Annotated in this window: 18 protein-coding genes and 2 pseudogenes; 10 read left to right on the forward strand and 10 right to left on the reverse strand. The window is 72.6% G+C overall.

Annotation, left to right across the window (positions count from 1 at the left end; all coding sequences use genetic code 11):
- Positions 1–2: 2 nt before the first annotated feature.
- From pucL to BJ961_RS10955, 4 genes are all read left to right on the forward strand, one after another.
- The gene (gene pucL / locus BJ961_RS10940) at positions 3–938 is read left to right on the forward strand and encodes a factor-independent urate hydroxylase (RefSeq protein WP_271321136.1); all 936 of its coding nucleotides are present in this window, start codon (positions 3–5) and stop codon (positions 936–938) included.
- A 65-nt stretch (positions 939–1,003) separates the two neighbouring features.
- Positions 1,004–2,461 (forward strand): nucleobase:cation symporter-2 family protein, encoded by a 1,458-nt coding sequence (locus tag BJ961_RS10945; protein WP_271321137.1) that lies wholly within the window; start codon positions 1,004–1,006, stop codon positions 2,459–2,461.
- A 72-nt stretch (positions 2,462–2,533) separates the two neighbouring features.
- Positions 2,534–3,922, forward strand: coding sequence for an 8-oxoguanine deaminase (locus BJ961_RS10950; RefSeq protein WP_271321138.1), 1,389 nt, complete (start codon positions 2,534–2,536; stop codon positions 3,920–3,922).
- 274 nt (positions 3,923–4,196) lie between these two features.
- Positions 4,197–5,585: a nucleobase:cation symporter-2 family protein gene (locus BJ961_RS10955; RefSeq protein ID WP_271321139.1), complete on the forward strand. Its 1,389-nt coding sequence runs from the start codon at positions 4,197–4,199 to the stop codon at positions 5,583–5,585.
- A 64-nt stretch (positions 5,586–5,649) separates the two neighbouring features.
- On the opposite strand, the gene BJ961_RS10960 is transcribed toward BJ961_RS10955, so the two are convergent.
- From BJ961_RS10960 to BJ961_RS10980, 5 genes and pseudogenes are all read right to left on the reverse strand, one after another.
- Positions 5,650–6,021 (reverse strand): DUF6086 family protein, encoded by a 372-nt coding sequence (locus BJ961_RS10960; RefSeq protein WP_271417014.1) that lies wholly within the window; start codon positions 6,019–6,021, stop codon positions 5,650–5,652.
- Entirely contained in the window at positions 6,021–9,593 is a 3,573-nt protein-coding gene (locus BJ961_RS10965) for an ALF repeat-containing protein (RefSeq protein WP_271321140.1), read from the reverse strand. Before BJ961_RS10965 ends, BJ961_RS10960 begins: the two co-directional genes overlap by 1 nt.
- 315 nt (positions 9,594–9,908) lie before the next feature.
- Positions 9,909–10,558: pseudogene (locus BJ961_RS10970) on the reverse strand (hypothetical protein).
- A gap of 47 nt (positions 10,559–10,605) precedes the next feature.
- The gene (locus BJ961_RS10975; protein ID WP_271321141.1) at positions 10,606–11,205 is read right to left on the reverse strand and encodes a histidine phosphatase family protein; all 600 of its coding nucleotides are present in this window, start codon (positions 11,203–11,205) and stop codon (positions 10,606–10,608) included.
- A gap of 28 nt (positions 11,206–11,233) precedes the next feature.
- Positions 11,234–12,442, reverse strand: a complete 1,209-nt coding sequence (locus BJ961_RS10980; RefSeq protein ID WP_271321142.1) for a pyridoxal phosphate-dependent aminotransferase — start codon at positions 12,440–12,442, stop codon at positions 11,234–11,236.
- Between the two features lie 87 nt (positions 12,443–12,529).
- Here BJ961_RS10980 and BJ961_RS10985 point away from each other — a divergent pair, with 87 nt between their 5' ends.
- Complete coding sequence (locus BJ961_RS10985) at positions 12,530–13,189, forward strand: winged helix-turn-helix transcriptional regulator (RefSeq protein ID WP_271321143.1); 660 nt, start codon at positions 12,530–12,532, stop codon at positions 13,187–13,189.
- Positions 13,190–13,276: 87 nt separating this feature from the next.
- On the opposite strand, the gene BJ961_RS10990 is transcribed toward BJ961_RS10985, so the two are convergent.
- The 3 genes from BJ961_RS10990 to BJ961_RS11000 all read right to left on the reverse strand — a co-directional run bounded on the left by BJ961_RS10990 (position 13,277) and on the right by BJ961_RS11000 (position 16,931).
- Positions 13,277–14,092, reverse strand: a complete 816-nt coding sequence (locus BJ961_RS10990) for a hypothetical protein (RefSeq protein ID WP_271321144.1) — start codon at positions 14,090–14,092, stop codon at positions 13,277–13,279.
- On the reverse strand, positions 14,092–15,357 hold the full coding sequence (locus tag BJ961_RS10995) for a vWA domain-containing protein (protein WP_271321145.1): 1,266 nt from the start codon (positions 15,355–15,357) through the stop codon (positions 14,092–14,094). The genes BJ961_RS10990 and BJ961_RS10995 overlap by 1 nt, the downstream gene beginning before the upstream one ends.
- A gap of 62 nt (positions 15,358–15,419) precedes the next feature.
- On the reverse strand, positions 15,420–16,931 hold the full coding sequence (locus BJ961_RS11000; protein WP_271321146.1) for an IucA/IucC family siderophore biosynthesis protein: 1,512 nt from the start codon (positions 16,929–16,931) through the stop codon (positions 15,420–15,422).
- A gap of 208 nt (positions 16,932–17,139) precedes the next feature.
- Between BJ961_RS11000 and BJ961_RS11005 the strand changes: the two genes are divergently transcribed.
- Positions 17,140–18,657, forward strand: a complete 1,518-nt coding sequence (locus tag BJ961_RS11005; protein ID WP_271321147.1) for an IucA/IucC family protein — start codon at positions 17,140–17,142, stop codon at positions 18,655–18,657.
- A gap of 53 nt (positions 18,658–18,710) precedes the next feature.
- Complete coding sequence (locus BJ961_RS11010) at positions 18,711–19,361, forward strand: TOPRIM nucleotidyl transferase/hydrolase domain-containing protein (RefSeq protein WP_271321148.1); 651 nt, start codon at positions 18,711–18,713, stop codon at positions 19,359–19,361.
- Positions 19,362–19,403: 42 nt separating this feature from the next.
- Here the strand turns inward: BJ961_RS11010 and BJ961_RS11015 are convergent, their stop codons facing one another.
- Positions 19,404–19,589: a DUF397 domain-containing protein gene (locus BJ961_RS11015; protein WP_271321149.1), complete on the reverse strand. Its 186-nt coding sequence runs from the start codon at positions 19,587–19,589 to the stop codon at positions 19,404–19,406.
- The gene (locus tag BJ961_RS11020) at positions 19,586–20,446 is read right to left on the reverse strand and encodes a helix-turn-helix domain-containing protein (protein WP_271321150.1); all 861 of its coding nucleotides are present in this window, start codon (positions 20,444–20,446) and stop codon (positions 19,586–19,588) included. Before BJ961_RS11020 ends, BJ961_RS11015 begins: the two co-directional genes overlap by 4 nt.
- A 594-nt stretch (positions 20,447–21,040) precedes the next feature.
- Here BJ961_RS11020 and rsgA point away from each other — a divergent pair.
- The 3 genes and pseudogenes from rsgA (at position 21,041) to BJ961_RS11035 (ending at position 23,812) form a co-directional block, all read left to right on the forward strand.
- Complete coding sequence (gene rsgA / locus BJ961_RS11025; protein WP_271321151.1) at positions 21,041–21,925, forward strand: ribosome small subunit-dependent GTPase A; 885 nt, start codon at positions 21,041–21,043, stop codon at positions 21,923–21,925.
- 35 nt (positions 21,926–21,960) lie between these two features.
- Positions 21,961–23,219, forward strand: a pseudogene (locus BJ961_RS11030) (GNAT family N-acetyltransferase).
- A gap of 143 nt (positions 23,220–23,362) precedes the next feature.
- Complete coding sequence (locus tag BJ961_RS11035) at positions 23,363–23,812, forward strand: ATP-binding protein (RefSeq protein ID WP_271321152.1); 450 nt, start codon at positions 23,363–23,365, stop codon at positions 23,810–23,812.

Consider the following 23,812-nt stretch of genomic DNA (forward strand, 5'->3'; position numbering starts at 1 on the left):
TCATGACCCGTTTCGTCCTGGGACAGAACCAGTACGGCAAGGCCGAGAACCGAGTCGTCAAGATCACGCGGGACGGCGACACGCACCACATCAAGGACCTGAACGTCTCCGTCGCCCTCTCCGGCGACATGGAGGAGGTCCACCGCAGCGGCTCCAACGCCAACGTCCTGCCGACCGACACCACCAAGAACACGGTGTTCGCCTTCGCCAAGGAGCACGGCATCGAGAGCGCCGAGGACCTCGGCGTCAAGCTCGCCCGCCACTTCGTCGACGACAACGAGCCCATCCACCGGGCCCGCATCCGCGTCGAGGAGTACGGCTGGGAGCGGATCGAGACCTCCAAGGGCGGCGCCCGCTTCGTCGGCTCGGAGGAGATCGCCCACTCCTTCGTCCGCACCGGCCAGGAGACCCGCGTTGCCCAGATCACCTACGACGGCCACGGCATCCAGGTGCTCTCCGGATTCAAGGACCTCACCGTCCTGAACTCCACCAACTCCGAGTTCTTCGGCTTCCTCAAGGACAAGTACACGACCCTCCAGGAGGACCACGACCGCATCCTCGCCACCACCGTCTCCACCTGGTGGCGGCACAACTGGGACGGCATCGACTCGCACGCCCCCGACTGGGACCGCTCCTACGGCGGGGTGCGCAAGCACGCGCTCCAGGCGTTCGCCGAGACCTACTCGTACTCGCTCCAGCAGACCCTCTTCGAGATGGGTGTGCGGGTGCTCAACTCCCGCGACGAGGTCGACGAGATCCGCTTCTCGATGCCCAACAAGCACCACTTCCGCTCGGACCTGTCGCCCTTCGGGATCGACAACGACGCCAAGGACGGCGCCGTGTACTACGCCGCCGACCGCCCCTACGGTCTGATCGAGGCCACCATCCTGCGCGACGGCGCCGAGCAACTCATCCCGGTCGACATGACCAACCTCTGACGCGGGACGCGTGCCGCCGGCCCCACCCCCCGGGGCCGGAGGCACGCCACACCGGAGGAAACACCATGGCACTGCCTGCGAAAGGGCCCGCGACAGGCCCGGGTTCCGCCGCCACCGGCCCGGACTCCACCCCGGCCACCGGCCCCGGCACCACCCCGCCGGTGCACACCGAGGACGCCGTCACGTCCGTGCACCCGGTCGACGAGAAGCTCCACCCCTCGCGGCTCGTCCCCGCCGCGCTCCAGCACATCGCCGCCATGTACGCGGGCGTCGTCACCCCTCCGCTCATCATCGGCCAGGCCTGCGGCCTCGACATCGAGGGCCGCACCCGGCTGATCGCGGCCTCGCTGCTCATCGCGGGCGTCGCCACCCTGCTCCAGACCCTCGGCGTCAAGGGCTTCGTCGGCAACCGCCTGCCGTTCGTCAACGCCGCCTCCTCGGCCGGTATCGCGCCCATCCTCGCCATCGTCGAGACCAACACCGAGGGCAGCCGACTCCCCGCCGTCTACGGCGCGGTGATGGTCGCGGGTGTCTTCTGCCTCGCCGTCGGCCCGTTCTTCGGGCGGCTCCTGCGCTTCTTCCCGCCGCTGGTGACGGGCGTCGTCATCACCCTCATCGGCGTCACGCTGATGCCGGTCCCGGTCGGCTGGGCCCAGGGCGGCGACAAGACCGCCGCCGACTTCGGCTCGATGCGCAACCTCGCGCTCGCCGCCTCCACCCTCGCCGTCATCCTGGTCATCCAGCGCTTCGGCAAGGGCTTCGTCAAGCAAGTGGCACTGCTCTTCGGCCTGTTGATCGGCACCCTGGCCGCCATCCCCTTCGGCATGGCGGACTTCGGCGCCCTGGACTCCGCGCCGATCGCCGCCCTGCCCGCGCCCTTCGCCTTCGGCGCCCCCGAGTTCCAGCCCGCGGCCATCCTCTCGCTGTGCATCGTCATGCTGGTCCTGATGACGGAGTCGTCCGCCGGCATGCTCGCCCTCGGCGAGATCTGCGACCGCCGCGCCGACGCCGGGGTCATCACCCGCGGCCTGCGCACCGACGGCCTCGCCACCCTGATCGGCCCCGTCTTCGGCGGCTTCCCCACCTCCGCCTTCGCCCAGAACGTCGGCGTCGTCTCCCTCACCCGGGTGCGCAGCCGCTACGTCGTCGCCGTCGCCGGCGCCACCCTGCTCGTCCTCGGCGCCTTCCCCGTCCTCGGCGCGGTCGTCTCGCTGGTCCCGATGCCGGTCCTCGGCGGCGCGGGCATCGTCCTCTTCGGCTCCATCGCCGTCAGCGGCATCCGCACGCTGTCCGAGGCCGGACTCGACGACAGCTCCAACATCATCCTGGTCGCCGTGGCGCTCGGCGCGGGCATCATCCCGCTGGCCGCGCCGACCTTCTACGCCCAGTTCCCCGCCTGGGCGCAGACCGTGCTGGGCTCCGGCATCAGCGCCGGAGCCATCGTCGCGGTCGCCCTCAACCTGTTCTTCCACCATCTCGGCACCCGGAGCCGCACCACCGTTCCGGCACTCAAATCCTCCTAGGGTCCTGCCGTGCCCTCCCCGTGGGTACTCGACTCCCCGCCCATGGGCCCCACTGAAAGACAAGGAAGCAGCATGGCAGCAGCAACGGCAGCCGAGCGCACCGTCATCGAGAACTGTGCGATCGCCACCGTGGACGCGGGTGACACCGAGTACGCCAGCGGCCACGTCGTGATCGCCGGCAACAGGATCGAGTCCGTCGGCGCGGGACGAGCCCCCGAGGGCCTGGAGAACGTCACGGCCCGGATCGACGCGACCGGACACCTGGTCACGCCCGGTCTGGTCAACACCCACCACCACTTCTACCAGTGGATCACCCGGGGACTGGCCACCGACCACAACCTCTTCGACTGGCTGGTCGCGCTGTACCCGACCTGGGCGCGCGTCGACGAGCCGATGGCCCACGCCGCGGCCCAGGGCTCGCTGGCGATGATGGCCCGAGGCGGCGTCACCACCGCCACGGACCACCACTACATCCACCCCCGGGGTGCGGGCGACCTGTCCGGCGCGATCATCCGCGCCGCCCGCGACATGGGCGTCCGCTTCACCCTCGCCCGCGGCTCCATGGACCGCGGCGAGTCCGACGGCGGGCTGCCGCCGGACTTCGCCGTGGAGAGCCTGGACGGCGCGCTCGCCGCCACCGAGGCCACCGTCAGGGAACACCACGACGCCTCCTTCGACGCCATGACCCAGGTCGCCGTGGCCCCCTGCTCACCCTTCTCCGTCTCCATCGAACTGATGCGCCAGGGCGCCGAGTTGGCGCGTCGGCTCGGCGTGCGGCTGCACACCCACGGCTCGGAGACCGTGGAGGAGGAGAAGTTCTGCCACGAGCTGTTCGGCATGGGCCCGACCGACTACTTCGAGTCCACCGGCTGGCTCGGCGAGGACGTGTGGATGGCGCACTGCGTCCACATGAACGACTCCGACATCGCCGCCTTCGCCCGCACCGGCACCGGCGTCGCCCACTGCCCGTCCTCCAACGCCCGCCTGGCCGCCGGAATCGCCCGCGTCCCCGACATGCTCGCCGCCGGCGTCCCGGTCGGCCTCGGCGTCGACGGCACCGCCTCCAACGAGTCCGGCGAACTCCACACCGAACTCCGCAACGCCCTGCTGATCAACCGCCTCGGCGCCCACCGCGAGGCCGCGCTGAACGCCCGCAAGGCGCTGCGGCTGGGCACCTACGGCGGCGCACAGGTCCTCGGCCGGGCCGCCGAGACCGGCTCCCTGGAGGCGGGCAAGCTCGCCGACCTGGTGCTGTGGCGCATGGACACCCTCGCCCACTCCTCGATCGCCGACCCGGTGACCGCCCTGGTCTTCGGCGCCGCCGCCCCGGTCACCGCCTCGTTCGTGAACGGCCGCCGGATCGTCGAGGACGGCAGGCTGCTCACCGTCGACGAGGACGCCGTCGCCCGCTCCACCCGGGACGCGGCGCGACGCCTGGCGCAGATCGCCGCACAGAGCTGAACCCCGCACGACGGAACACCACCTGATCTCCGGCCGGGAGGGACGGCTCCCGGCCGGTAACCGTGGACCCGAGCGGGGTCCACGGTGACCGACTCCGGGGCGTGCGCCCCTGCGCGCACGCCCCGGAGCGGTCTCCCGTTTCCCCGAACGGTCCGTCCCGGTCCCTCCCCCACTCTCGACTTCGCTCGAGCGGGAGGTGCCCCCATGCCCACCCGCACCACCTCCAAGACACCCGCGTCAGAGCCGACGTGTAACCGACCGGAGGAACGCCGCCGTGGCCGACCACCCTGTTGACGAGAAACTCCCGCCACTCAAGATGGCGACGACCGGCCTGCAACACGTGGCCGCCATGTACGCCGGAGTCGTCGCCCCACCCCTGATCGTGGGCGCGGCCATCGGCCTGAGCGCCACCGAACTCACCTTCCTCACCGGCGCCTGCCTCTTCACCGCGGGGCTCGCCACCTTCCTGCAGACCCTCGGCATCTGGAAGATCGGCGCCCGGCTGCCCTTCGTCAACGGCGTCACCTTCGCCGGTGTCGCCCCCATGACCGCGGTCGTCGCCTCCACCGACGACAAGTCCGACACGCTGCCGATCATCTTCGGGGCGGTCATCGTCGCCGGACTCCTCGGATTCGTCGCCGCCCCCTTCTTCAGCAAGGCGATCCGCTTCTTCCCGCCGGTCGTCACCGGCACCGTCATCACCCTGATAGGCATATCCCTGCTGCCCGTCGCCTTCGGCTGGGCGCAGGGACCGAGCCCCACCGCGGACGACTTCGGGTCGGCGACCAACCTCGGCCTCGCCGCGATCACCCTCGTCATCGTGCTGGTCCTGCGCCGCTTCACCCGCGGCTTCGTCAAGCAGATCGCCGTGCTGCTCGGCCTGGTCGCGGGCACGCTCATCGCCATCCCGTTCGGCGTCACGGACTTCGGCCCGGTCGCGGACGCGGACGTCGTCGGCTTCCCCACGCCCTTCCACTTCGGCGCCCCGCAGTTCCAGGTCGCCGCGATCCTCTCCATGTGCGTGGTGATGGTGGTCTCGATGACCGAGTCCACGGCCGACATGCTCGCCCTCGGCGAGATCGTGGACCGTCCGGCCGACGAGAAGACCATCGCCGCCGGCCTGCGCGCCGACACCCTGGGCTCCGCCCTCAGCCCGGTCTTCAACGGCTTCATGTGCAGCGCCTTCGCGCAGAACATCGGCCTGGTCGCGATGACGAAGATCCGCAGCCGCTACGTCGTCGCCGTGGGCGGCGGCTTCCTGGTCCTGATGGGGCTGTGCCCGATGGCCGCCTCGCTCATCGCCGTCGTCCCCCGCCCCGTGCTCGGCGGCGCCGGCGTCGTCCTGTTCGGTTCGGTCGCGGCCAGCGGCATCCAGACCCTGGTCCGGGCGAGCCTCGACAAGGACAACAACGTCCTGATCGTGGCGGTCTCCCTGGCCGTCGGCATCATCCCGATCGCGGCGCCGGAGTTCTACCACTCGTTCCCGGAGAACGCGCGGATCATCCTGGACTCCGGCATCTCCACCGGCTGCGTGGCCGCCGTCGCGCTCAACCTGGTCTTCAACCACATCGGCGGCCGGGAACGCGAGGCGGAGGACGTCACCCACCCGATGGAGGCGGGCACGGAGATCACCGAGTCCTCCCGGGCCGTGGCCGCGCCCTGACGCCGACAGCCCGGCGCCGGGCCCCGTGTCACGGGGCCCGGCGCCGGACGTCTCGTAGGCCGGTTCAGTCCGTCCACATGGCCCGCACGTAGGAGTCCAGGTCTTCCAGCAGACCGTCCTCCCTCCCCGGGGTCCGGACGATCGATCCGCCGGTCTTCTCCAGCATCACGATCGAGGACAGCAGGAGACCTCGCAGGAGGCCGTGCAGCACGAAGTTGTTGGTGGAGCAGTACCGGTCGTAGAGCCCCTGGGTGAACCGCTGGAACGCGGCCGGGTCGACATCGCTTCCACCGAGTCGTTCGTTCTCGGTCAAGCCCGTCGGCAGGCCGTGCAGTTCAGCGGCCTCCCGGGCGAGTGCCACGTAGGCCTGGCCCACCCTGAGTGCCGGATCCCAGAGGATCCTTGACCCGTCGGCGGTCTGGAACGGGTAACCCATCAGAACCACTTCGTCATGATGTGCACATCCGGATACTTCTCCCGCAACTTGTTGAACCGGGCCTCGACCGCCGCCACGAACCGCGCATCCTGGTCCGGCCGGGTGAACCTGAAGCCGATCGAGGCGCCCTGGTACTCCCCGGGAAGTTGCTTGCGAGCCTTCAGGTACTTCTCGAATTTAGCGTCGATGTGCTTGTCGAGCCAACCTTCGTCGGTCCAGGACCCGAGAACGCTCTTGTCCTCCCACAGGATGTCGTCCTCGAAGAGGTCGATGTCAGTGATCTTCTTCCCTGTGTCGGGGTCGAACACGTCGTAGTCCGTCTCACCCTCGAGGCACCCCTTGCCGGCCCCTGCCGCCTGCGCGGCCGACAGGGTGGTCAGACGGGAGACGACCTTGCAGCCGCGCTTGACCCATTTGAGGCTGTCGAAGGCCTTGTTCAGTGCCTTGAGTTTGGCGGACACGAGGACATCCGCCGCGAGAGACCAGCAGTGTTCCAGGTCCTTGTTGTCGAGGCAGGCCTCGAGTTCCGTGAGGCCGGTGAGTTCCGCGGTGACTCCCCAGAGCCCCTGCATGGCGTCGTTGAACTCGTCCCCGTAGGCGAGGATCTGGCAGTAGACCTCGTTGTGGGTGCACCAGCGGGCGAAACCCTGGGGGTCGCAGGGGACGAGGGCCTGCCCGCAGCGGTAGATCTCGCGGGCACGAGCGCCGGGGTCGTTCATCGCCTTCTCCTTGGCGGCGATGGCGGCCTTGCGGCGGGCTTCCTCCTCCTCACGGTACTTCTTGGTCGCTATGACCAGGGCCTCGGTGGCGGCCTTGTTCGCGGCCTCGGCGTCCTTGCCCGCCGCGGTCGCCGACGCGCGTGCCTGTTCGGCGGCGACCCAGGCGCTGGACGCCGACACCTGAGCCATCTCCGAGGAGAGGGTGGCGTCCGTGGCGGACAGGGCGGCATCCTTGGCGGCCCGGTCGGCGTCCTTGGCCGCGGCGCGCGCGGTCGCGGCGGACTGGGCCGCGCTGGCGGCCGACGCCTCGGCGTCCTTGGCGTGCCGGGCCGCCTCGTCGGCGTAGCCCTGGGCCTGGTCGGCGTATTCGTCCGCCTTCTGCGCCCAGCCGTTGGCGTCGTCGGCCGCCTTGCGGGCCTCGGCGGCCACCTTCTGGGCGAGCGCGGCGTCCTTCTGGGCGGTCGCCGCGATCTTCGACGCGTCCGCGATCAGCTTCTGGACCTGCGCCACGTGTGTGGCCGTGAGCTGGTCCTTGCGTGCCGCCGTGTACTGGCCGGTGGCGATGAAGGCGTGCAGCGTCGCGGGTGAGCCCGCCAACGCGACGCGGGCCGCGGACTTGACCTCGGGACCGCCCACGGAGACCAACTGCGCGGCTCTGACCCGCTCGTCCTGGGTCTGCGCGGTGTACTGCGTCGCGACCAGGAACTCGCTGAACTTCTTCGGGTCGCCGCTGCCGAGTGCCGCCCGGCCCTTCTCGGTGACGACCGGGCCGGCCGCGGAGACGATCTGCGCGATGGCGATCCGCATGCTCTGGGAGGCCGCCTGGTACTGGCCCTCCTGGACGAAGGCGGTGACGGCTGCGGCATCTCCGGCGAGTGCGGTCTCCGCCGCGGCTCGGATCTCCGGTGTCGCGCTCTCTTCGGCGAGGCGCGCGACGTAGGTGCGCTCGTCCTGTTCCCTGGCGGTCTGCCAGCCGTTCTTCAGGTAGTCGAGGACGACGTCGTCGTCACCGGCCAGTGCGGCTTCGGCCGCGGCGCGTCCCCAGGCCGTTCCGTTCTTCATTGTCAGCACGGCGAGCGTGCGCCCCTGGGCGGCCGTCGCGGCCCGGTCGGCGCCCGGTTCGGCGGCCAGGGCCACCAGCCGGTCACGTTCGGTGTCCCGGTCGCGGGCCGCCTGGTCCAGCTCCGCCAGGCCGGCGGTGCGGGCGGCGTCCGCCGCCGCCTGGTCCTTGGCACGCTCGATACCGGCGTTGGTGCGCCCGAGCAGTTCCTCGGCCTCTACCTCGCGGGCGAGCTGGTAGATCTCTTGGGCCTTGACCACGGTGGCCGAAGCCGTGTTCGCGGCCTCGGAGGCGGCATTCGCGTGTTTGGTCGACTCGGTGGCCGCCTTGGCGGCATCGCCCGCGTGGTCGGCGGCATCGTCCGCGGCGGCTGCGGCGTTCCTCGCGTGAGTCGCGGCCGACCGTGCTGCGTCGCGGGCGTCCGCCGCCGCCGTTGCGGCCTTGCGGGCCAGTCTCTCGGCCTCGGCGGCCGCGCGGTTGGCCTCCTGCGCGTGGCGCTTGGTGGCCGCCGCGGCGGCACGCGCCTCGGCGGCGGCGGCGCTGGAGTCACCCGCGTAGCTGCTCGCCTTCATCGCGGCGTCGGCCGCCGCATCGGCGTTGCTGCCCGCGCTGATGGCGGAGGCCGCGGCGTTACCGGCCGCGGTGGCGGCCTTGAACGCCTGGTCGGCGGCGTCAGCGGCCAGGTCGGCGCCCTTGGCGATGTCGCGCGCGCTCTCCGCGGCGGTACGCGCGGCGTGCGCGTTGTCCGCGTCCACGGCCGCGTCGGCCGCCGCGGACTGGGCACGGGCCGCGGCCTGGGAAGCGGCGGCTGCGGCGGCGGCGGCCTGGGAGGCGGCGTTCGCGGCTATGCGCGCGGAGTTGTTCGCGGCACGAGCCGCGTCGATCGCCTTCTGGGCCGAGGCGGCGGCCTGGGCGGCCGCCTTGGCGGCACGGCCCGCGGCACGGGCGGCCTTGTCCGTGTCGTCCTTGGCGGCCTCGGCCTCGGCCTGGGCCTTGAGGGCCGCTTCCTTGGCCAGCTCGGACGCCTCCACCGCTTCGGCCGATGCCGCCTTGGCCGCCTCGGTCTCCTCGGCCGCCTGCCGGCCCGCCTCCTTCGTCTGCCGAGCCAGCTCGGCGACCGTGGCGTGCTCAGTGTCCTTGTTGCGCGCGACGAACTGGCCGACGTCCAGGAACTCCCGGCGGTCCTCCGGTGTACCTTGCAGGGCCAGGCGTCCTGCGGCCTGCACGTTCTGGCCGCCCACACTGATGATCTGGACGACCTGCACACGCTCGTCCTGCTCACGCGCGGCGTACTGGCCCTGGCGCAGGAACGCGGTGACGTCGTCCGGGGTACCGTTCAGCGCGGCCCGCCCGGCGTCCTGGACGCCCGGCCCGGCAGTGCTGATGACCCGGGCGACCTGAACCCGCTGATCCTCCTCCAGGGGGTCCTGCCAGCCGTCGTCCAGGAAGTCCTCGAGCGCGGCCGGGGTGTCGGCCAGGGCGGCTCGGGCGGCGGTCAGCAACTCCGTACCGCCGACACTGGCCATCTGGGCGGCGGTGACGCGATCGTCCTGGTACGCGATGCCGTCCACGGCCGTGAGGAACGTCCGGAGGTCGGCGTCGGTCCCGGTCAGCGCGGCCTCGGCCGCGGCCTTGACCCCGGGGCCGCCCTCCTTCCAGTAGTCGACGACCCGGCCGCGGTCCGTGGGAGTGGCCTCCGCCAGGGCGGCGAGCTGCCCCGCCGACGTCGTCGGTGCCGCCTCGGCCGGGGCGGGTGTGGAACCCAGCAGGCCCACGGTCAGAGTCAGGGACAACAGACCCAGCGCCGAGGCACGTATCGCGCGCAAGGGTCTGCGCGGGCCGTCCGGCCCTCTTGTTCTTCGATTCACGGGACACTCGTCTCGCTCAAGGCAGCCCTCGGCTGCCGATCAATGAGGCCGCATGATCTTACGTGTGTGGTGACGAGACGTCAGGAGTTCGTTACAGCAGCGCTGTTGGGTGCGGTCGGATCTGATTTCGGCGCCCATTGCGGGCGAAGCGCGCATCGCGCCCGGAAGGGGAACGGTTCGCTCAGGGCCGCTGTCCCGGCTCGCGCGTGGACTGATCGCACCGATCCCGGCACGGAGGTGTCATACCTTCCGCGGGGAGGCCAGGAGGTACCGGGTCCGGGTGCGGGGGTCGGTGTGTTCTCCGGGCTGCCAGCCGGCGTGCTCCAGCGTTGTCGCGCAGGCCCGCAGCGTGGCGTCGTCCGGGGCGTGCACGGCGACGGCCTCCGGCTGCGGGGTCGCGCGCACCCGGTATCCGTCGCCCCCGTCCGGGCCCGCCGGGCGGTGCCCGGCCGCCTCCAGCGCGAGCGCGGCGGCCCGCACGAGATGTGACCGCTCCCAGCCGCACGGCCGGTCCGTGCTCCCGTCGGGGTGCGTCATCCGGCGCAGCTCCAGCAGGCCCTCCCAGGCGCTCCGCACCTCCCGCAGCCGCGCGGGCCCCGCGTCGCCCGGGGCGGCGTCCTCCCCGCCGACCCGTGCGGCGAACCCACCCCGGTGTCCGGCGCGGCGGGCACCTCGGGCGCCACCGCCACCGCCTGCGGACCGGGGGCCGCCTCCCGTACCCGGTGTCCGGCGGGGGTGAGGAAGTGGTCGTGGGGCGGGCGCGGGTGCCGGAAGGCGAGCCCGCGCTTCACCAGCGCGGCGAGCTGGGCCGGCGGGCCCTTCAGGCGCCCGGTGGCGGGATCGGCGGCGGCGATGAGGCGCCGCTGAGCGGCGGTGGGCGACAGGGCCACGGCACGCCCCCCTTTCCTCGTCGGCTCACCCGAGACGCCTTCGAAGACTACGACGGAGGTCTGACATTCCAGGCGGCGATCACCGGCCGTCCGTGCTCCGTGCCCAGTCGGCACAGCGTGCCGGTGCCGAGCTGGAACAGCGCCCCGTGCGACGCCGGCAGGCCGAGGTGCCGGGCGGTCAGCACCCGCAGGAAGTGCCCGTGCGCCACCAGCACGACGCACCCCTCGGTGTCGGCGAACGCGGCCTCGACCCTGGCGAGCATCCGGTCGGCCCGCTCGCCCACCTGCTCGGGCGTCTCCCCGGGGTGGTCCGGCGGCCCGGGCGCGACCCCGTCGTCGAACAGGAACCAGCCGGGCCGGCTCCGGTGGATCTCGACGGTCGTGATCCCCTCGTAGCCGCCGTAGTCCCACTCGTGCAGGTCGGTGTCGACGCGCACCTCGTGCAGCCCGATCAGCTCGGCCGTCTCCCGGGCCCGCTGGAACGGGCTGACGAACGCGGCCCCGATCCGGTGCGAGCGGATCAACGGGACCAGGCTCCGCGCCTGCTCCCGCCCCCTCTCGGTCAGCGGTACGTCCGTCAGCCCGGTGTGCCGCCCGGAGCGCGACCACTCGGTCTCGCCGTGCCGGACCAGAAAAAGATCACCCATGCCGTCCAGGCTACGACCCGGGGCGCGGCTACTGTCGGTAGCCGCTCAGGAAGCGGCCGATCCGTCCGATCGCCGCCTCCAGGTCGTCCGCGTGGGGCAGCGTGAGGATGCGGAAGTGGTCCGGGCTCGGCCAGTTGAAGCCGGTGCCCTGGACGACCTGGATCTTCTCGCGGAGCAGCAGGTCCAGGACGAAGCGCTCGTCGTCGTGGATCTTGTGGACCTTCGGGTCGATGCGCGGGAACGCGTACAGGGCGCCCTTGGGCTTGACGCAGGTGACGCCGGGGATCTCGTTCAGCTTCTCCCAGACCACGTCGCGCTGTTCGCGCAGCCGTCCGCCGGGGGCGGTCAGCTCGTGGACGGACTGGCGGCCGCCGAGCGCGGCCTGGATGGCGTACTGGGCGGGCGCGTTGGCGCACAGGCGCATGGAGGCCAGCATGGTCAGGCCCTCCAGGTAGTCCTTCGCGTGCTGCTTCGGCCCCGTCACCACCAGCCAGCCGGAGCGGAAACCCGCCACCCGGTACGTCTTGGACAGGCCGCAGAAGGTGAGGACCACCAGATCGGGGGCGAGGGCGGCGGCCGAGTGGTGCACGGCGTCGTCGTACAGGATCTGGTCGTAGATCTCGTCGGCGAAGACCATCAGGCCGTGCCGGCGGGCGAGGTCGAGGATGCCCTCGACGATCTCCTTGGGGTAGACGGCGCCGGTGGGGTTGTTGGGGTTGATGATGACGACCGCCTTGGTGCGGTCGGTGATCTTCGACTCCATGTCGGCCAGGTCCGGGTACCAGTCGGCCCGCTCGTCGCAGAGGTAGTGCACCGCCTTGCCGCCCGCGAGGGTCGTCACCGCCGTCCAGAGGGGGAAGTCGGGAGCGGGGATCAGGACCTCGTCGCCGTCCTCGAGCAGGGCCTGCACGGCCATGGAGATCAGCTCGGAGACGCCGTTGCCCAGGAAGACGTCGTCCACGTCCACCTCCAGGCCGAGCGCCTGGTAGCGCTGGGCGACGGCACGGCGGGCGGAGAGAATGCCGCGCGAGTCCGTGTAACCGTGCGCCTGCGGCAGCATGCGGATCATGTCCTGCACGATCTCCTCCGGCGCCTCGAAGCCGAAGGCGGCCGGGTTGCCGGTGTTGAGGCGCAGCACGCTGTGCCCCGCCTCCTCCAGCGCGTTGGCCTGCTCGATGACCGGGCCGCGGATCTCGTAACAGACCTCGCTGAGCTTGTTCGACTGCCGGAACTCCATGCGCGGCTTCCCCTCCGGAATCTGGTGTTGCTTGGTTTTACCAAGTAGGAGCTTGGAAAGTCCAACAACTTGTCTACACTGCGTCGCATGTCACCTCGCGCTCGCCGAAGCTACGACCAGTACTGTTCCGCCGCCCGCGCGCTCGACGCCGTCGGCGACCGCTGGACCCTGCTGATCGTCCGTGAGCTGCTCGCCGGTCCGCGGCGCTACACCGACCTGCACGCCGACCTGCCCGGCGTCAGCACGGACGTACTCGCCTCGCGGCTCAAGGACATGGAGCGCGACGGCCTGACGACGCGGCGCCGGCTGCCCCCGCCCGGCGCGGCGTACGTCTACGAACTCACCGCTCGCGGGCGGGCCCTGCTGCCCGTCCTCGAGGCGCTCGGCGCGTGGGGCGCCGGCGAACTGGGGGAGCGGCGGCCCACGGACGCCGTACGCGCGCACTGGTTCGCCCTGCCCCTGCTGCGGGCCCTGCGGGCGGCCGGGGCGGGCGAGGGGCTCGTCGAAGTCCGGTCGGACGAGGGGGACTTCCACCTGTACGCCGACACGACGGGCGAGGGCCCGGGGGAGGGCCCCGTGTACGGCGACGGGCCCGCGCCCGCGGAGCCCGACGCGCGACTCGTGCTGGACGCCGTGACCTGCGCGGCGCTCGGCCGCGGCGAGATCGCGCTGCGGGACGCGGTGCGGGACGGCCGCGTCCGGGTGACCGGCGACGGACCGCCGGCCAAGGCCCTGCGGGAGGGCTGAGACGACGGAAGGCCCGCCGGGGGCGGGCCTTCCCATGGCGGGCCTTTTGGGGGCACGCTGTCCCACGGCGGGCCTTCCGGGATGCGGTCAGACGCCGGGCGGCACCCGGGACGGGCGGCCCGACCCGCGGGTCAGCGCGTAGCCGCCGATTCCCGCGAGCGCGGCCAGCACGCCTGCGATCCCGGTCCACACCCAGCGGTCGGACCACCAGCCCGACGACCAGCCGTCCTCGGGCTCGATCGCGGACAGCACGGCGCCGCGGTCCGCGTCGTCGGCCTTGTCCCCCGCGTCCTCGCCGGACGTCATCGCGATGCCGGGCACCAGCGGCTCGGCCAGCGACCCGTCCACCGCCGCGGCGCCGCCCATGTCCTTGGAGTCCACCCGGACCTCGGTGGAGACCGGGACGCCGAGGTCGGACGCCGGCACGTCGACCGCCGTCAGCCGGACGTAGTACGTGCCCGGCAGCGGGTCGTTGGCCCACGGCTCGGTCCAGGCGCGCACGGTGCGCAGGACGCAGGCCAGCTCCAGGGAGGAGGCGCCCTCCTGCGCGGTGCGGGTCTGGGCGCCCCACTGGCAGGCCTGGCGGCGGCGCAGACCGTCGTACACGTCGATCCGCCAGGTCTGGGCGGCGTGCGTCTCGGGCAGCTTCACCGTGCCCTTCACGGTGGGACGCTGCATGGCGTCGGCCGGGAACGACCAGTACAGGTAGTCGCCCGCGGAGCCGCCGGCCGTGGCCGTCTGCCCCTGCTCGATCTCGGTCGCCGTACGGAAGGACGTGCCCGCCGAGGTCGGCGCGGTGCCGTCGCCCGAGGGGCTCGCGGAGGGCGAGGAGTCGGCCGCGGCGGGGGCCGCGGCGACGCCGAGCAGCAGCAGCCCGGCACTCAACGCTCGGGTGAATCGCATCAGTTGGTCCTCCAGACCGCGAGCCGCCAACGCGACAGCCAGCCCCACAGCAGACCGGCCACGAAGCCGACCAGGATCAGCACGCCGAGCAGCCACCAGCCGCGCCCGAGGCCGAAGGCGGCCACGTCGTCGGAGTCGCTCGGGCCGTCCACCACGTCGACGGTCAGCTCCAGCGGCAGACCGGGCGAGGTCTTCACCCCGGAGGCCACCGAGAAGGAGTTGGTGACCTGGAGGCACACGGCCTCGGCCGCGGCGTCGTCGTCGTCGCTCTCCGCCTTCGGGTAGCGCAGCCCCGTCGAGAGCACGTCCGTGCGGCCGTTGCCCGCCGCCTCGCCGCGCACGATCTCCCGGCCGTGCACGGTCACCGCCCGCAGCAGCACCCCGTAGGACGGATTCACGGCCCGGTCGGCGCCCACGCTCACCGAGGCGCGCAGCTCCTGGCCCGGCTCCACGTCCACCCGGTACCAGCGCTGCTGCCCGAACTCCTCGCGGTCGGTGTACAGGCCCGACTTGAGCGTCGGCGCCTTCGCGCACGCGTCCGCGCCCTCGGTGGCGACCGGCGTCACCACCGGGTCGGCCGCCCGGTCCACCAACTGGTTGACCTTGTCCGTCAGTTCGTCGGTGTGCTGGACCGACGTGTACGTGCCGCCGGTCGCCTCGGCGATGCAGCTGAGCTGCTTGCGCAGCTTCGTGTTGGGGACCAGGCCCAGCGTGTCGATGGTGACCCCGATGCCCTTGGCGGCGATCTCGCGGGCCACCTCGCACGGGTCGAGCGGGGCACAGGTGTCCTCGCCGTCGCTGATCAGCACGATCCGCTTGGATCCGTTGCCGCCGTCGAGGTCGTCGGCCGCCTTGAGCAGCGCGGGGCCGATCGGCGTCCAACCGGTGGGCGAGAGGGTCGCCACCGCCGTCTTCGCCTCGGTGCGGTCCAGCGGACCCACCGGGTAGAGCTGCGCGGTGTCCTTGCAGCCGGTCTTGCGGTCGTCGCCCGGGTAGTCGGCGCCGAGCGTGCGGATGCCGAGCTGCACCTCCTCCGGCGTCGCGTCGAGCACCTCGTTGAACGCCTGCTTCGCCGCGGCCATGCGCGTACCGCCGTCGATGTCCCGCGTCCGCATCGAACCGCTGACGTCGAGCACGAGGTCGACCTTCGGCGCGTCCTCACCCGTGGGTTCACCGGCGACCGCCCCGGCGGGAAACGCCATCCCGGCCGCCAGCGCGGCGAGCAGGGCACAGGCACCCGCCGCCAGCCGTGTTCTTGTGATCATCGGCGGATCCTATTGAGCCGGGGTGCCGCGCTCCAAAACGAGACCGCGCCGATGCCCCGACTTCACCTCCCGTGCAGCGGATTGGGCAGCTCCGTCCACAGATCCCCCGCACTCCCCGGTGAAGTCCGCATCAGCGTCAGCGCCTTCACCGGCAGCGGCTCCTCGCACAGGGCCGTCAGGTCCTCACCGCGCGGTAGTTCGGGCACGGCCGCCTCCAGCGCCTTGCGCAGCGCGGGACCCGACCCCGCCGTGGCCGCGAGCGCCCCGCCCACCAGCGAACCGAACAACTTCCGCCGCAGTGCGGCCGGTTCGTCGGTGAGCACCCGTACGGGCAGACCGGCGGCGGCGATCCCGTGCCGGGCCAGGCGGACCGGGGAGACGCGGATGTCGGCCAGGTCGCGGTAGACCAGACGCAGTGGGTCGCCCGTCGCCGACAGGACCACCAGAAGGTTCTGGCCGTGTGCCTCCAGAGCCACACCCAGCTCCAGCGCGCGCAGACCGGCCGTGAGGGCGAGCCGGGCGAACGCGGCGAGCCACGCGGGGGAGCGGGGCAGTCCGGTCGTCGCCAGCGCGGCCACCGGGACGACGTGCTCGCCCGGCGCGGCGTACCCCCGCGGCGACTCGCGCAGTACGGCGGCCAGGTCGGGGGAGTGGGCGGTGGCCGCGCCCAGCGTGCGGGTCACGTGGAGCAGCCCGTCCATGCGCGCCGCCACCGCCTCCCCGAACGACGACAAGGCGTCCGACGCGGCGATCGAGGCGACCGAGATGTCCCGCACCGAGGACGTCAGCCGGGCACTCAGCGCCGTCTTGACGTGCGGCCCGCCGGGCACGGCGAGCGTCCGCAGGGACATCAGCGGGTGCGCCGCCACCCCCTGCCCGCGGGGCCGCCCGAGCACATGCGCGGCCTGCCACGGATGCACCGGGACCAGCACCCGCGCCCCCTCCCGCCACTCCCGCGGCCACACCCCCGTCACCAGGCACTCCGCCGCCGCGACCGGCACCAGCCCCAGCTCCACCACCGGCCCGTGCTCCGGCCCGTACGCGAGCTGCTCCGCCACCGAGAACCCCGGCCGCGCACGGCAGCCGGGGTGGTACGGGTGCCCGTCCACCACCCGCCGCTCCCAGCCCCAGTCACTGTCCGGCCACTCGTCCGGGTGATTCTCCGGCGCTCCCTCCCGAGCCGCCCGCGACAGCGCCAACGACGCCGCGCTGTGCCCGAGTTCGGCGGCGAACCCCGCCGAGTGCGGTACGGCGAGGTCGGTCAGCAGCCGCTCCGGGTCGTCGTACGCCACCTCGTCCAGCCGTACGACCGGGACGTACGCGTCCGTGCGGTACGGGTCGGCGGCCGGACCGGTCAGCCGGCGGCCGTCCCGGAGCCGCAGGACGAGCCCGTCCCCGGCCCGCTCCCGCCCCCCGATCCACGGCAGCGGCTCGAAGGCGAGGGCACGCCACAGCCGGGACAGCACGGCCGCGCGGGCGCCGGGCCCCTCGGCCGCGAACCGGGCGGTCAGAGCGGGACGGACGGCCGCCAACTCGTCGGCGACCTCGGCCGCCGCACTGGGGGGACGATGCACGGGCTGGCTCCTCGGGTACGGGGCGGGTACGAGTCGGACAGCAGGGCGGGTACGGGTCGGGTACAGGGCCGGTACGAGGACGGGACCACGGCGGAGGACTGACGAGGGCAGGCCGTGACGAGTGGCACAACGAGGGACATGGCGACAGACATACTGATCGTCCTGCCCGTCTCCGTCCTCTCCGCCATGGACCGACCGTAGGGAACGAGTGGAACGCGTGGATCTCCTGCCCCCGCCCACCGGCGCCGACTCCCGGGACGACGTCGCGCGCCGCGCCGACGCCCACGCGGCCGTACCGCTGCTCAACTGCCTGCTGCGCGAGGTGGCCCAGCCGCTGCCGGGCCCCGGCACCCGCCCCGTGTACCGGCTGCCCGGCGGCAGACTGCTGCGGGTGCGGCAGGGCCGCCGGCCCGCCGAACCGGAGGTCCGCACGGCGGACGGATGGCACCGCGTCGACCACGCCGAACTGGTGAAGCTCGTCGCCGAGGCACTGCGCCGCCACACCGGTGTGCCCAACCACGAACTGCCCACCGAGATGACCGACAGCCGGGACGCCGTGGCCGCGCTGCTGACGGCACGCGCACGGGCGACCCCGCCCGCGGACCCGTACCTGCGCTCCGAGCAGGCGCTGCTCACCGGCCACACCCACCATCCCGCCCCCAAGGCCCGCGGCGGCGGCCCCCACTCCGGGTGGCTGCCCTACGCGCCCGAGGCGCACGCCCGCTTCCCGCTGACGCTGCTCGCCGCGCGCGAGGACACCGTCGTCGACGAGGGCGACACCGCCGTCCTGGACGCCCTCGGCAAGGCCCCGCCCGGCTACCGGCTGCTGCCCGCCCATCCCTGGCAGCTGGCCCTGACGGCGGCGGCCCTCGCCCCCGCCTTCGCCGACGGCCGTCTCCTGCGGGTCGGCACGACCGGCTTCCTCGCCTGGCCGACGGCGGCCGTCCGCACGGTGTACGCGCCCGACCCCGACCTCTTCCTCAAGTTCAGCCTCGACGTGCGCATCACCAACGACATCCGCCGCCTGTGGCGCCACGACCTGCTGAGACTGCGCCGCACCGACACGGCGGCCACCGAGGCCCTCGCCTCCGCCGGACCTCCCGCCGCCTGGCTCGGCGACCGCGGCTACCGCACCGCGGACTTCGCCTTCGAGGAACTGGCCGTCGTCGTCCGCGACGGACTGCGCGACCGCGTCCTGCCGGGCGCGACTCCGCTGCTCGCCGCAGCGCTCGTGGAGGGCTTCCCCGGCAGCCCGCTGGCCCGCACCACGGACCCGGCGGCCTGGTGGGAGGCGTACCTCGCCGCCGTCGTCCCGCCGGTGCTGACCGCCTTCGACGACGACGGCGTCGTCCTGGAGGCGCACCTGCAGAACACCCTGGTCGCCGTGGACGGGGACGGTACCCCGGTGCAGGCCCTCTTCCGGGACGCGGAGGGCGTCAAACTCCTGCCGGACATCCCTCGGGCGGCCGGCTGGGAACGCCTGGTGTACTGCCTGCTCGTCAACCACCTGTACGAGATCGCCGCCGCCCTCACCGAACACCACCCCGGCCTCGCCCCCTGGCCCGCCGTCCGCCGCGTCCTGGCCCGCCACGACCTCCCCGAGATCCCCGCCCTGCTCGCCGCCCCCACCCTCCCCGCCAAGACCAACCTCCTGCTGCGCTGGACCGGCGCGGACGGTGCCGACGCCCGCTACCGGCCCCTGCCCAACCCGCTGCGCGGGACGTGAACGGCACCGGAAATCCGGTGCCGCGGCAGCCCTTCGGGGTGCACACTCACCGCATGGCTGACATGGACGCGTTCCGGGACGAGATCGCCCGCTGGGCGGCCGGGGCCCCCGGCGGCACGGCAGGCGATCCGGCAGCCGACCGGGCAGGGGACCTGGCAGCGGCTCTGGCAGCGGACCTCGGGCTGCGCACGGCGGTGCTGCTGGAAGGCCCGAGCGACCTCGCGGCCGTCGAGGCACTGGCGGCGCGCGAGGACCGCGACCTGACCGCCGAAGGCGTGGCCGTGGTGTCGATGGGCGGCGCGATGAGCGTCGGCCGCTACGCCGGTCTCCTCGGCCCGCCCGGTCTCGGCCTGCGCCTGACCGGACTGTGCGACGTCCGCGAGGAACCCTTCTTCGACCGCGGCTGGCAACGCGCCCGGGCACCGCGGGACTTCTTCGTCTGCGTGGCCGACCTGGAGGACGAGCTGATCCGCGCACTCGGCCCGGAGCGGGTCGAGGAGGTCATACGGTCCGAGGACGAACTCCGCCCCTGGCAGACCTTCCTGGGCCAGCCCGCCCAGCACGGCCGCGACCGGCACCAGCAGGTGCGCCGCTTCCTCAGCACCAAGAAGGGCCGCAAGATCCGCTACGGCCGCCTCCTGGTGGAGGCCCTGCCCCCGGGCCGGACCCCGGCCCCGCTCGCGGACCTCCTCGCGGGGCTGTGACCGGCCACGCCCTCCGGGCCGGGCAACCGTGTCGCCGCCCTGTCAGCGGTTGGTCGTGTACGTGAGGAAGCGGGTCCAGGCCGCCGGGGACACGGCCAGCTGGTCTCCCTGCCGCACCTTCGAGTCACGGACGTGGATCGTGTCGGGGCAGGAGGCGACCTCGACGCAGTCGCCGTCGCCACTGCTGCTGTACGAGCTTTTGAACCAGGCCAGTTCCGTCGTCTTCATGAGGCTCCTCGCATCTGCTGCAACAGGCCCAGGGAGTCGTCGAGGGAGAGGGCCTGTGACCGCATCCTGGCATACCTCATCTGGAGAACGCTGACCTCTTTCCGCTCAGAGACGAACATGCCCCCGCGCTGCCCCTCGTTGTAGGCGAACCAGCGTGCCTCCGGCGTTTCCAGGAGCTGCATCGGGCCGGCCATCCCCGCGTGGGCGTTCCGTACCAAGGGCATCACCTGCACCTCCACGTTCCGCAGCTCCGCCAGATCCAGTACGTGGCTGATCAGCTCCCGCGTCCCCTCCGTCCCGCCGGTGCGTCGCAGGAACAGATGCTCCTCCAGAATGAAACTGAACGCCGTGTTCGGCCGCTCCCTCAGCAGCCGCTGTCGTTCCGCCCGGGCCACCCACCGTGCCTCGATCTGGTCGTCACCGAGCGGCGGCAGTTGGTTCGTGAACAGCGTGCGCGCGTACCCCTCCGTCTGCAACAGCCCCGGCACCACCCGGCATTCGTACGTGTACAGACTCACCGCCTCCGCCTCGAACCGCGCCCACTGGCGGAACCAGCTCGCCAGCCCCGGCTGCCGCGACAGATGCCGCGCCGCACCCCGCAACGCGCCGAACGCGTCGAGGACGTCCTCCGCGCGTTCCACGAAATCCAGCGGGGGGAAGCGCCTCCCCTGCTCGATCGACGCCACCGTCGGCACCGAGTACCGCACCCGCGGCGCGAACTCCTCCTGCGTCAGCCCCGCCCGTTTGCGGAACGCCTTGACGACCTCGCCGAAGGTCCGGAGACTGTCCGACCGCTCCGGCTCCCCGCCCCCGCAGGGCGCTTCCGCGCCACCCGCCCCGCCCGTACCGTCCGACATCCAGGCCACCTCCCGCACGTACACACACCCGGCCCAACCCGTCCAACGCGCCCATGGTCACGGATGGTTACCCCTACCGTCCACTCTCCGTGCCCGTACGCTGACCCTGCGTACCAGGGTTGGACCGGTGTGCCCGTCCGGCGCCGGCACGGGGCGGAAGGTGCTAACCTCACTGGTGCAGAGACAACCAGGTCACTGCAGGACCAGAATCGGGAGGTGAGTTGATGTCTGTCGCCAAGGCCACTGCCGTGTGCAGTGCCCGCCGGACCATCCTCACGTCCCGGGCCCCGGTCTGACCTGACGTAGACGCCCCGCAGGAGCTCCGACAGCTCGCGGAAGGCGATCCACCGTGCCGATCGGGGCCCCCTTTCAAGGGTCCTTACGTTGTCTCAATCAACTTGGCATCAAGCTCAGCCGCATTCCCTCGCGGACTACGGCTGGGACGAGGCGTGCGAGCACGCCTTCACACCCCATCGCGCCGCCGGACTGATCCCCGCCCGCATCGTGCGGGCCGAACGCGGCTCGTGCGAAGCAGTCACCGACGCCGGAATCGTCCGCGCGGAGATTCCCGGCACCGCCGATCACAGTGATCCGATGTCGGCGCCGTGCACGGGAGACTGGGCGGCACTGCGCCCCGTCACCACCGGCCGCCCGCCGGTGCTGCACGCGATGCTGGAACGTCGCACCGCCCTGGTGCGCTCGTCCTCCTCGCGTACCTCGCACGGCCAGGTCCTGGCCGCCAACGTCGACACCGTCGTGGTGACGGTGTCGCTCGCGGCACCGCTCAAGCACGGTCGGACCGAACGCATGCTCGCCCTCGCATGGGAGAGCGGCGCCCAGCCGGTCGTGGTGCTCACCAAGGCCGACGCGTGCGCGGACCTGCCCTCCGCCGAGGCGCAGGTGTCCCAGGTGGCCGCCGGTGTGGACGTACTGGTCACCAGCGCCGTGACCGGACAGGGCCTGGACACCCTGACCGCCGTCCTGAACGGCACCATCGTGTTGCTCGGCCCTTCCGGAGCGGGCAAGTCCACCCTGGGCAACCGGCTGCTGGGCGAGGACCTGCTGGCCACCGGCGCCGTCCGCGAGGCGGACGGCAAGGGCCGGCACACCACTTCCTGGCGGGAACTGCTCCCGCTGCCCGGCGGCGGGGTCCTGCTGGACACCCCCGGCCTGCGCGCGATCGGTCTCCACGACACCCAGAGCGGGCTGGAACAGACCTTCGCCGAGATCGAGCACCTCGCACAGGACTGCCGGTTCACGGACTGCGCACACGCGAACGAACCCGGCTGCGCGGTGCTGGCCGCCGTCGACGCGGGCGAGATCCCCCAACGCCGACTGGACAGCTACCACCGGCTGCTGCGGGAGAACGCCTACGCCGCCTCCCGCACCGACTCGCGGCTGCGCGCCGACCGCGAGGCCACCAAGAAGGACATCACGCGCCACCTGCGCGCCACCTACCGGTTCCGGGAGCGCCAGTGAACATCAACGACGCCCCCGCCCCCGGCGGCGACCCGGTGACGCAGGCGTTCTTCGCCCTGCACCACGACCTGCCCCGGCAGGGACCGGGCTCGGACGCCACCACACGGCACGCGCTGGAGACGGCCGGACCGCTGCCCGAGCACCCTCGGGTCCTCGACGCGGGCTGCGGCCCCGGCCGCTCCGCACTGCTGCTGGCCGAAGAAGCCGGCGCGCACGTGACCGCGGTCGACCTGCACCAGCCGTACCTGGACGGCCTCGCCGCCGAAGCGGCCTGGGCGACCGGATCACGCCAGTCAACTGCTCGATGGACCAGGTGCCCTTCCCCGATCACAGCTTCGACGTGATCTGGGCCGAGGGGTCCGTCTACACCATCGGCTTCGACGTCGCCCTGCGCGCCTGGCGCCGCCTGCTCGCCCCGGGCGGCGTCCTCGTCGTCACCGAAATGGAATGGACCGTGCCCAGCCCCGCCGCCCCGGTGCGCGCCTACTGGGACGCGGTCTACCCGCTGCGCACCCACGCCGCGAACACCGACGCCGCACAGGCCGCGGGCTACCGTCTCCACGCGCACCGGGTGCTGCCGGAAAGCGACTGGTGGGACGAGTACTACACACCGCTCACCCAGCGCATGGACCGGGCGGACCCGCAGCACCCCGGCATGCCGCAGGCCCTGGCCGCGCACCGGACAGAGATCGACATGCGGCGCGAACACGGCGGCGACTACCACTACGCCGTCTACATCCTCCGCGCCCACGACCACACCCCCGACACGACCGAGGACGACACCATGACGACCTGGACCGTCAGCTCCGAGACCACCGAGGACATCCCCGCCATCCGCGACATCCTCCTCGCGGCCTTCCCCACCACCCTGGAGGCCGACATCGTCGACGCCCTGCGCGCCGACCCGAAGGCGTGGATCGACGGACTGTCCATGGTCACCGCGGCCTCCGACGGCACCGCCACCGGATACGCGCTGCTCACCCGCTGCCACGTCGACGGCGTACCCGCTCTCGCCCTGGCGCCCTGCGCGGTGCTGCCCGCGGCCCAGCGCACCGGCGCCGGCTCCGCCGCCATCCGCGCCGCACTCGACGCCGCCCGGGCCATGGGCGAGAACCTCGTCCTCGTCCTCGGACACGCCGAGTACTACCCGCGGTTCGGCTTCACCCCGGCCTCCCGCTTCGGTATCCGCGCACCCTTCGAGGTGCCGGACGAGGCCATGATGGCCATGGCCCTCGACGACACCCGCACGGTACCCGGCGGAACCATCCAGTACCCCGCCGCGTTCGGCGTCTGACCCCTCCTGCGGTGCCCCGGGACTCGAACGCCCGGGGCACCACAGCCCCTCCCCCCACCGCCCACTCCACGTGTTCGTACGCTTGCTCCGCGTACCGGTGGCCGACCTGGTGAAGGGCCGTCACCGCAGGTGGGATGAGCGGTATGAGACCAGCCTCCACCCCCCGACTCCCGGTCACCGCACGGATGTTCGTCCAGCGGTTCAGCTCCACCCCCCGCGGTGCCCGACTGGCGCGGCACCTCGTCGTGCACCGGCTGGACGCGTGGGGCGTCCCGTACGGTTCGGCGGTGTCCGACACGGCCGCGCTGCTCGTCGCGGAGCTGGCGGCGAACGCCGTGACGCACGGACGGGCGCCGGGGCGGGACATCGAGGTGCTGCTGCGGCTCGACGCGTACACGCTGCGGATCGACGTGTCCGACAGCCGCAGGGAGCGCCGTCCGGCCGGGCCGGGGTCCACCGTCACCGCACCGCCGGAGGCCGAGCACGGCCGGGGGCTCCTGCTCGTGGACGCGCTGGCCGACCGGTGGGGCGTGCTCGACCGCGTGCCCGTCGGCAAGACGGTCCGCGCTGAGCTGGACCTGCCCCCGAGGTGA

The organism is Streptomyces lienomycini, from assembly GCF_027947595.1.
Lineage (GTDB): Bacteria > Actinomycetota > Actinomycetes > Streptomycetales > Streptomycetaceae > Streptomyces > Streptomyces lienomycini.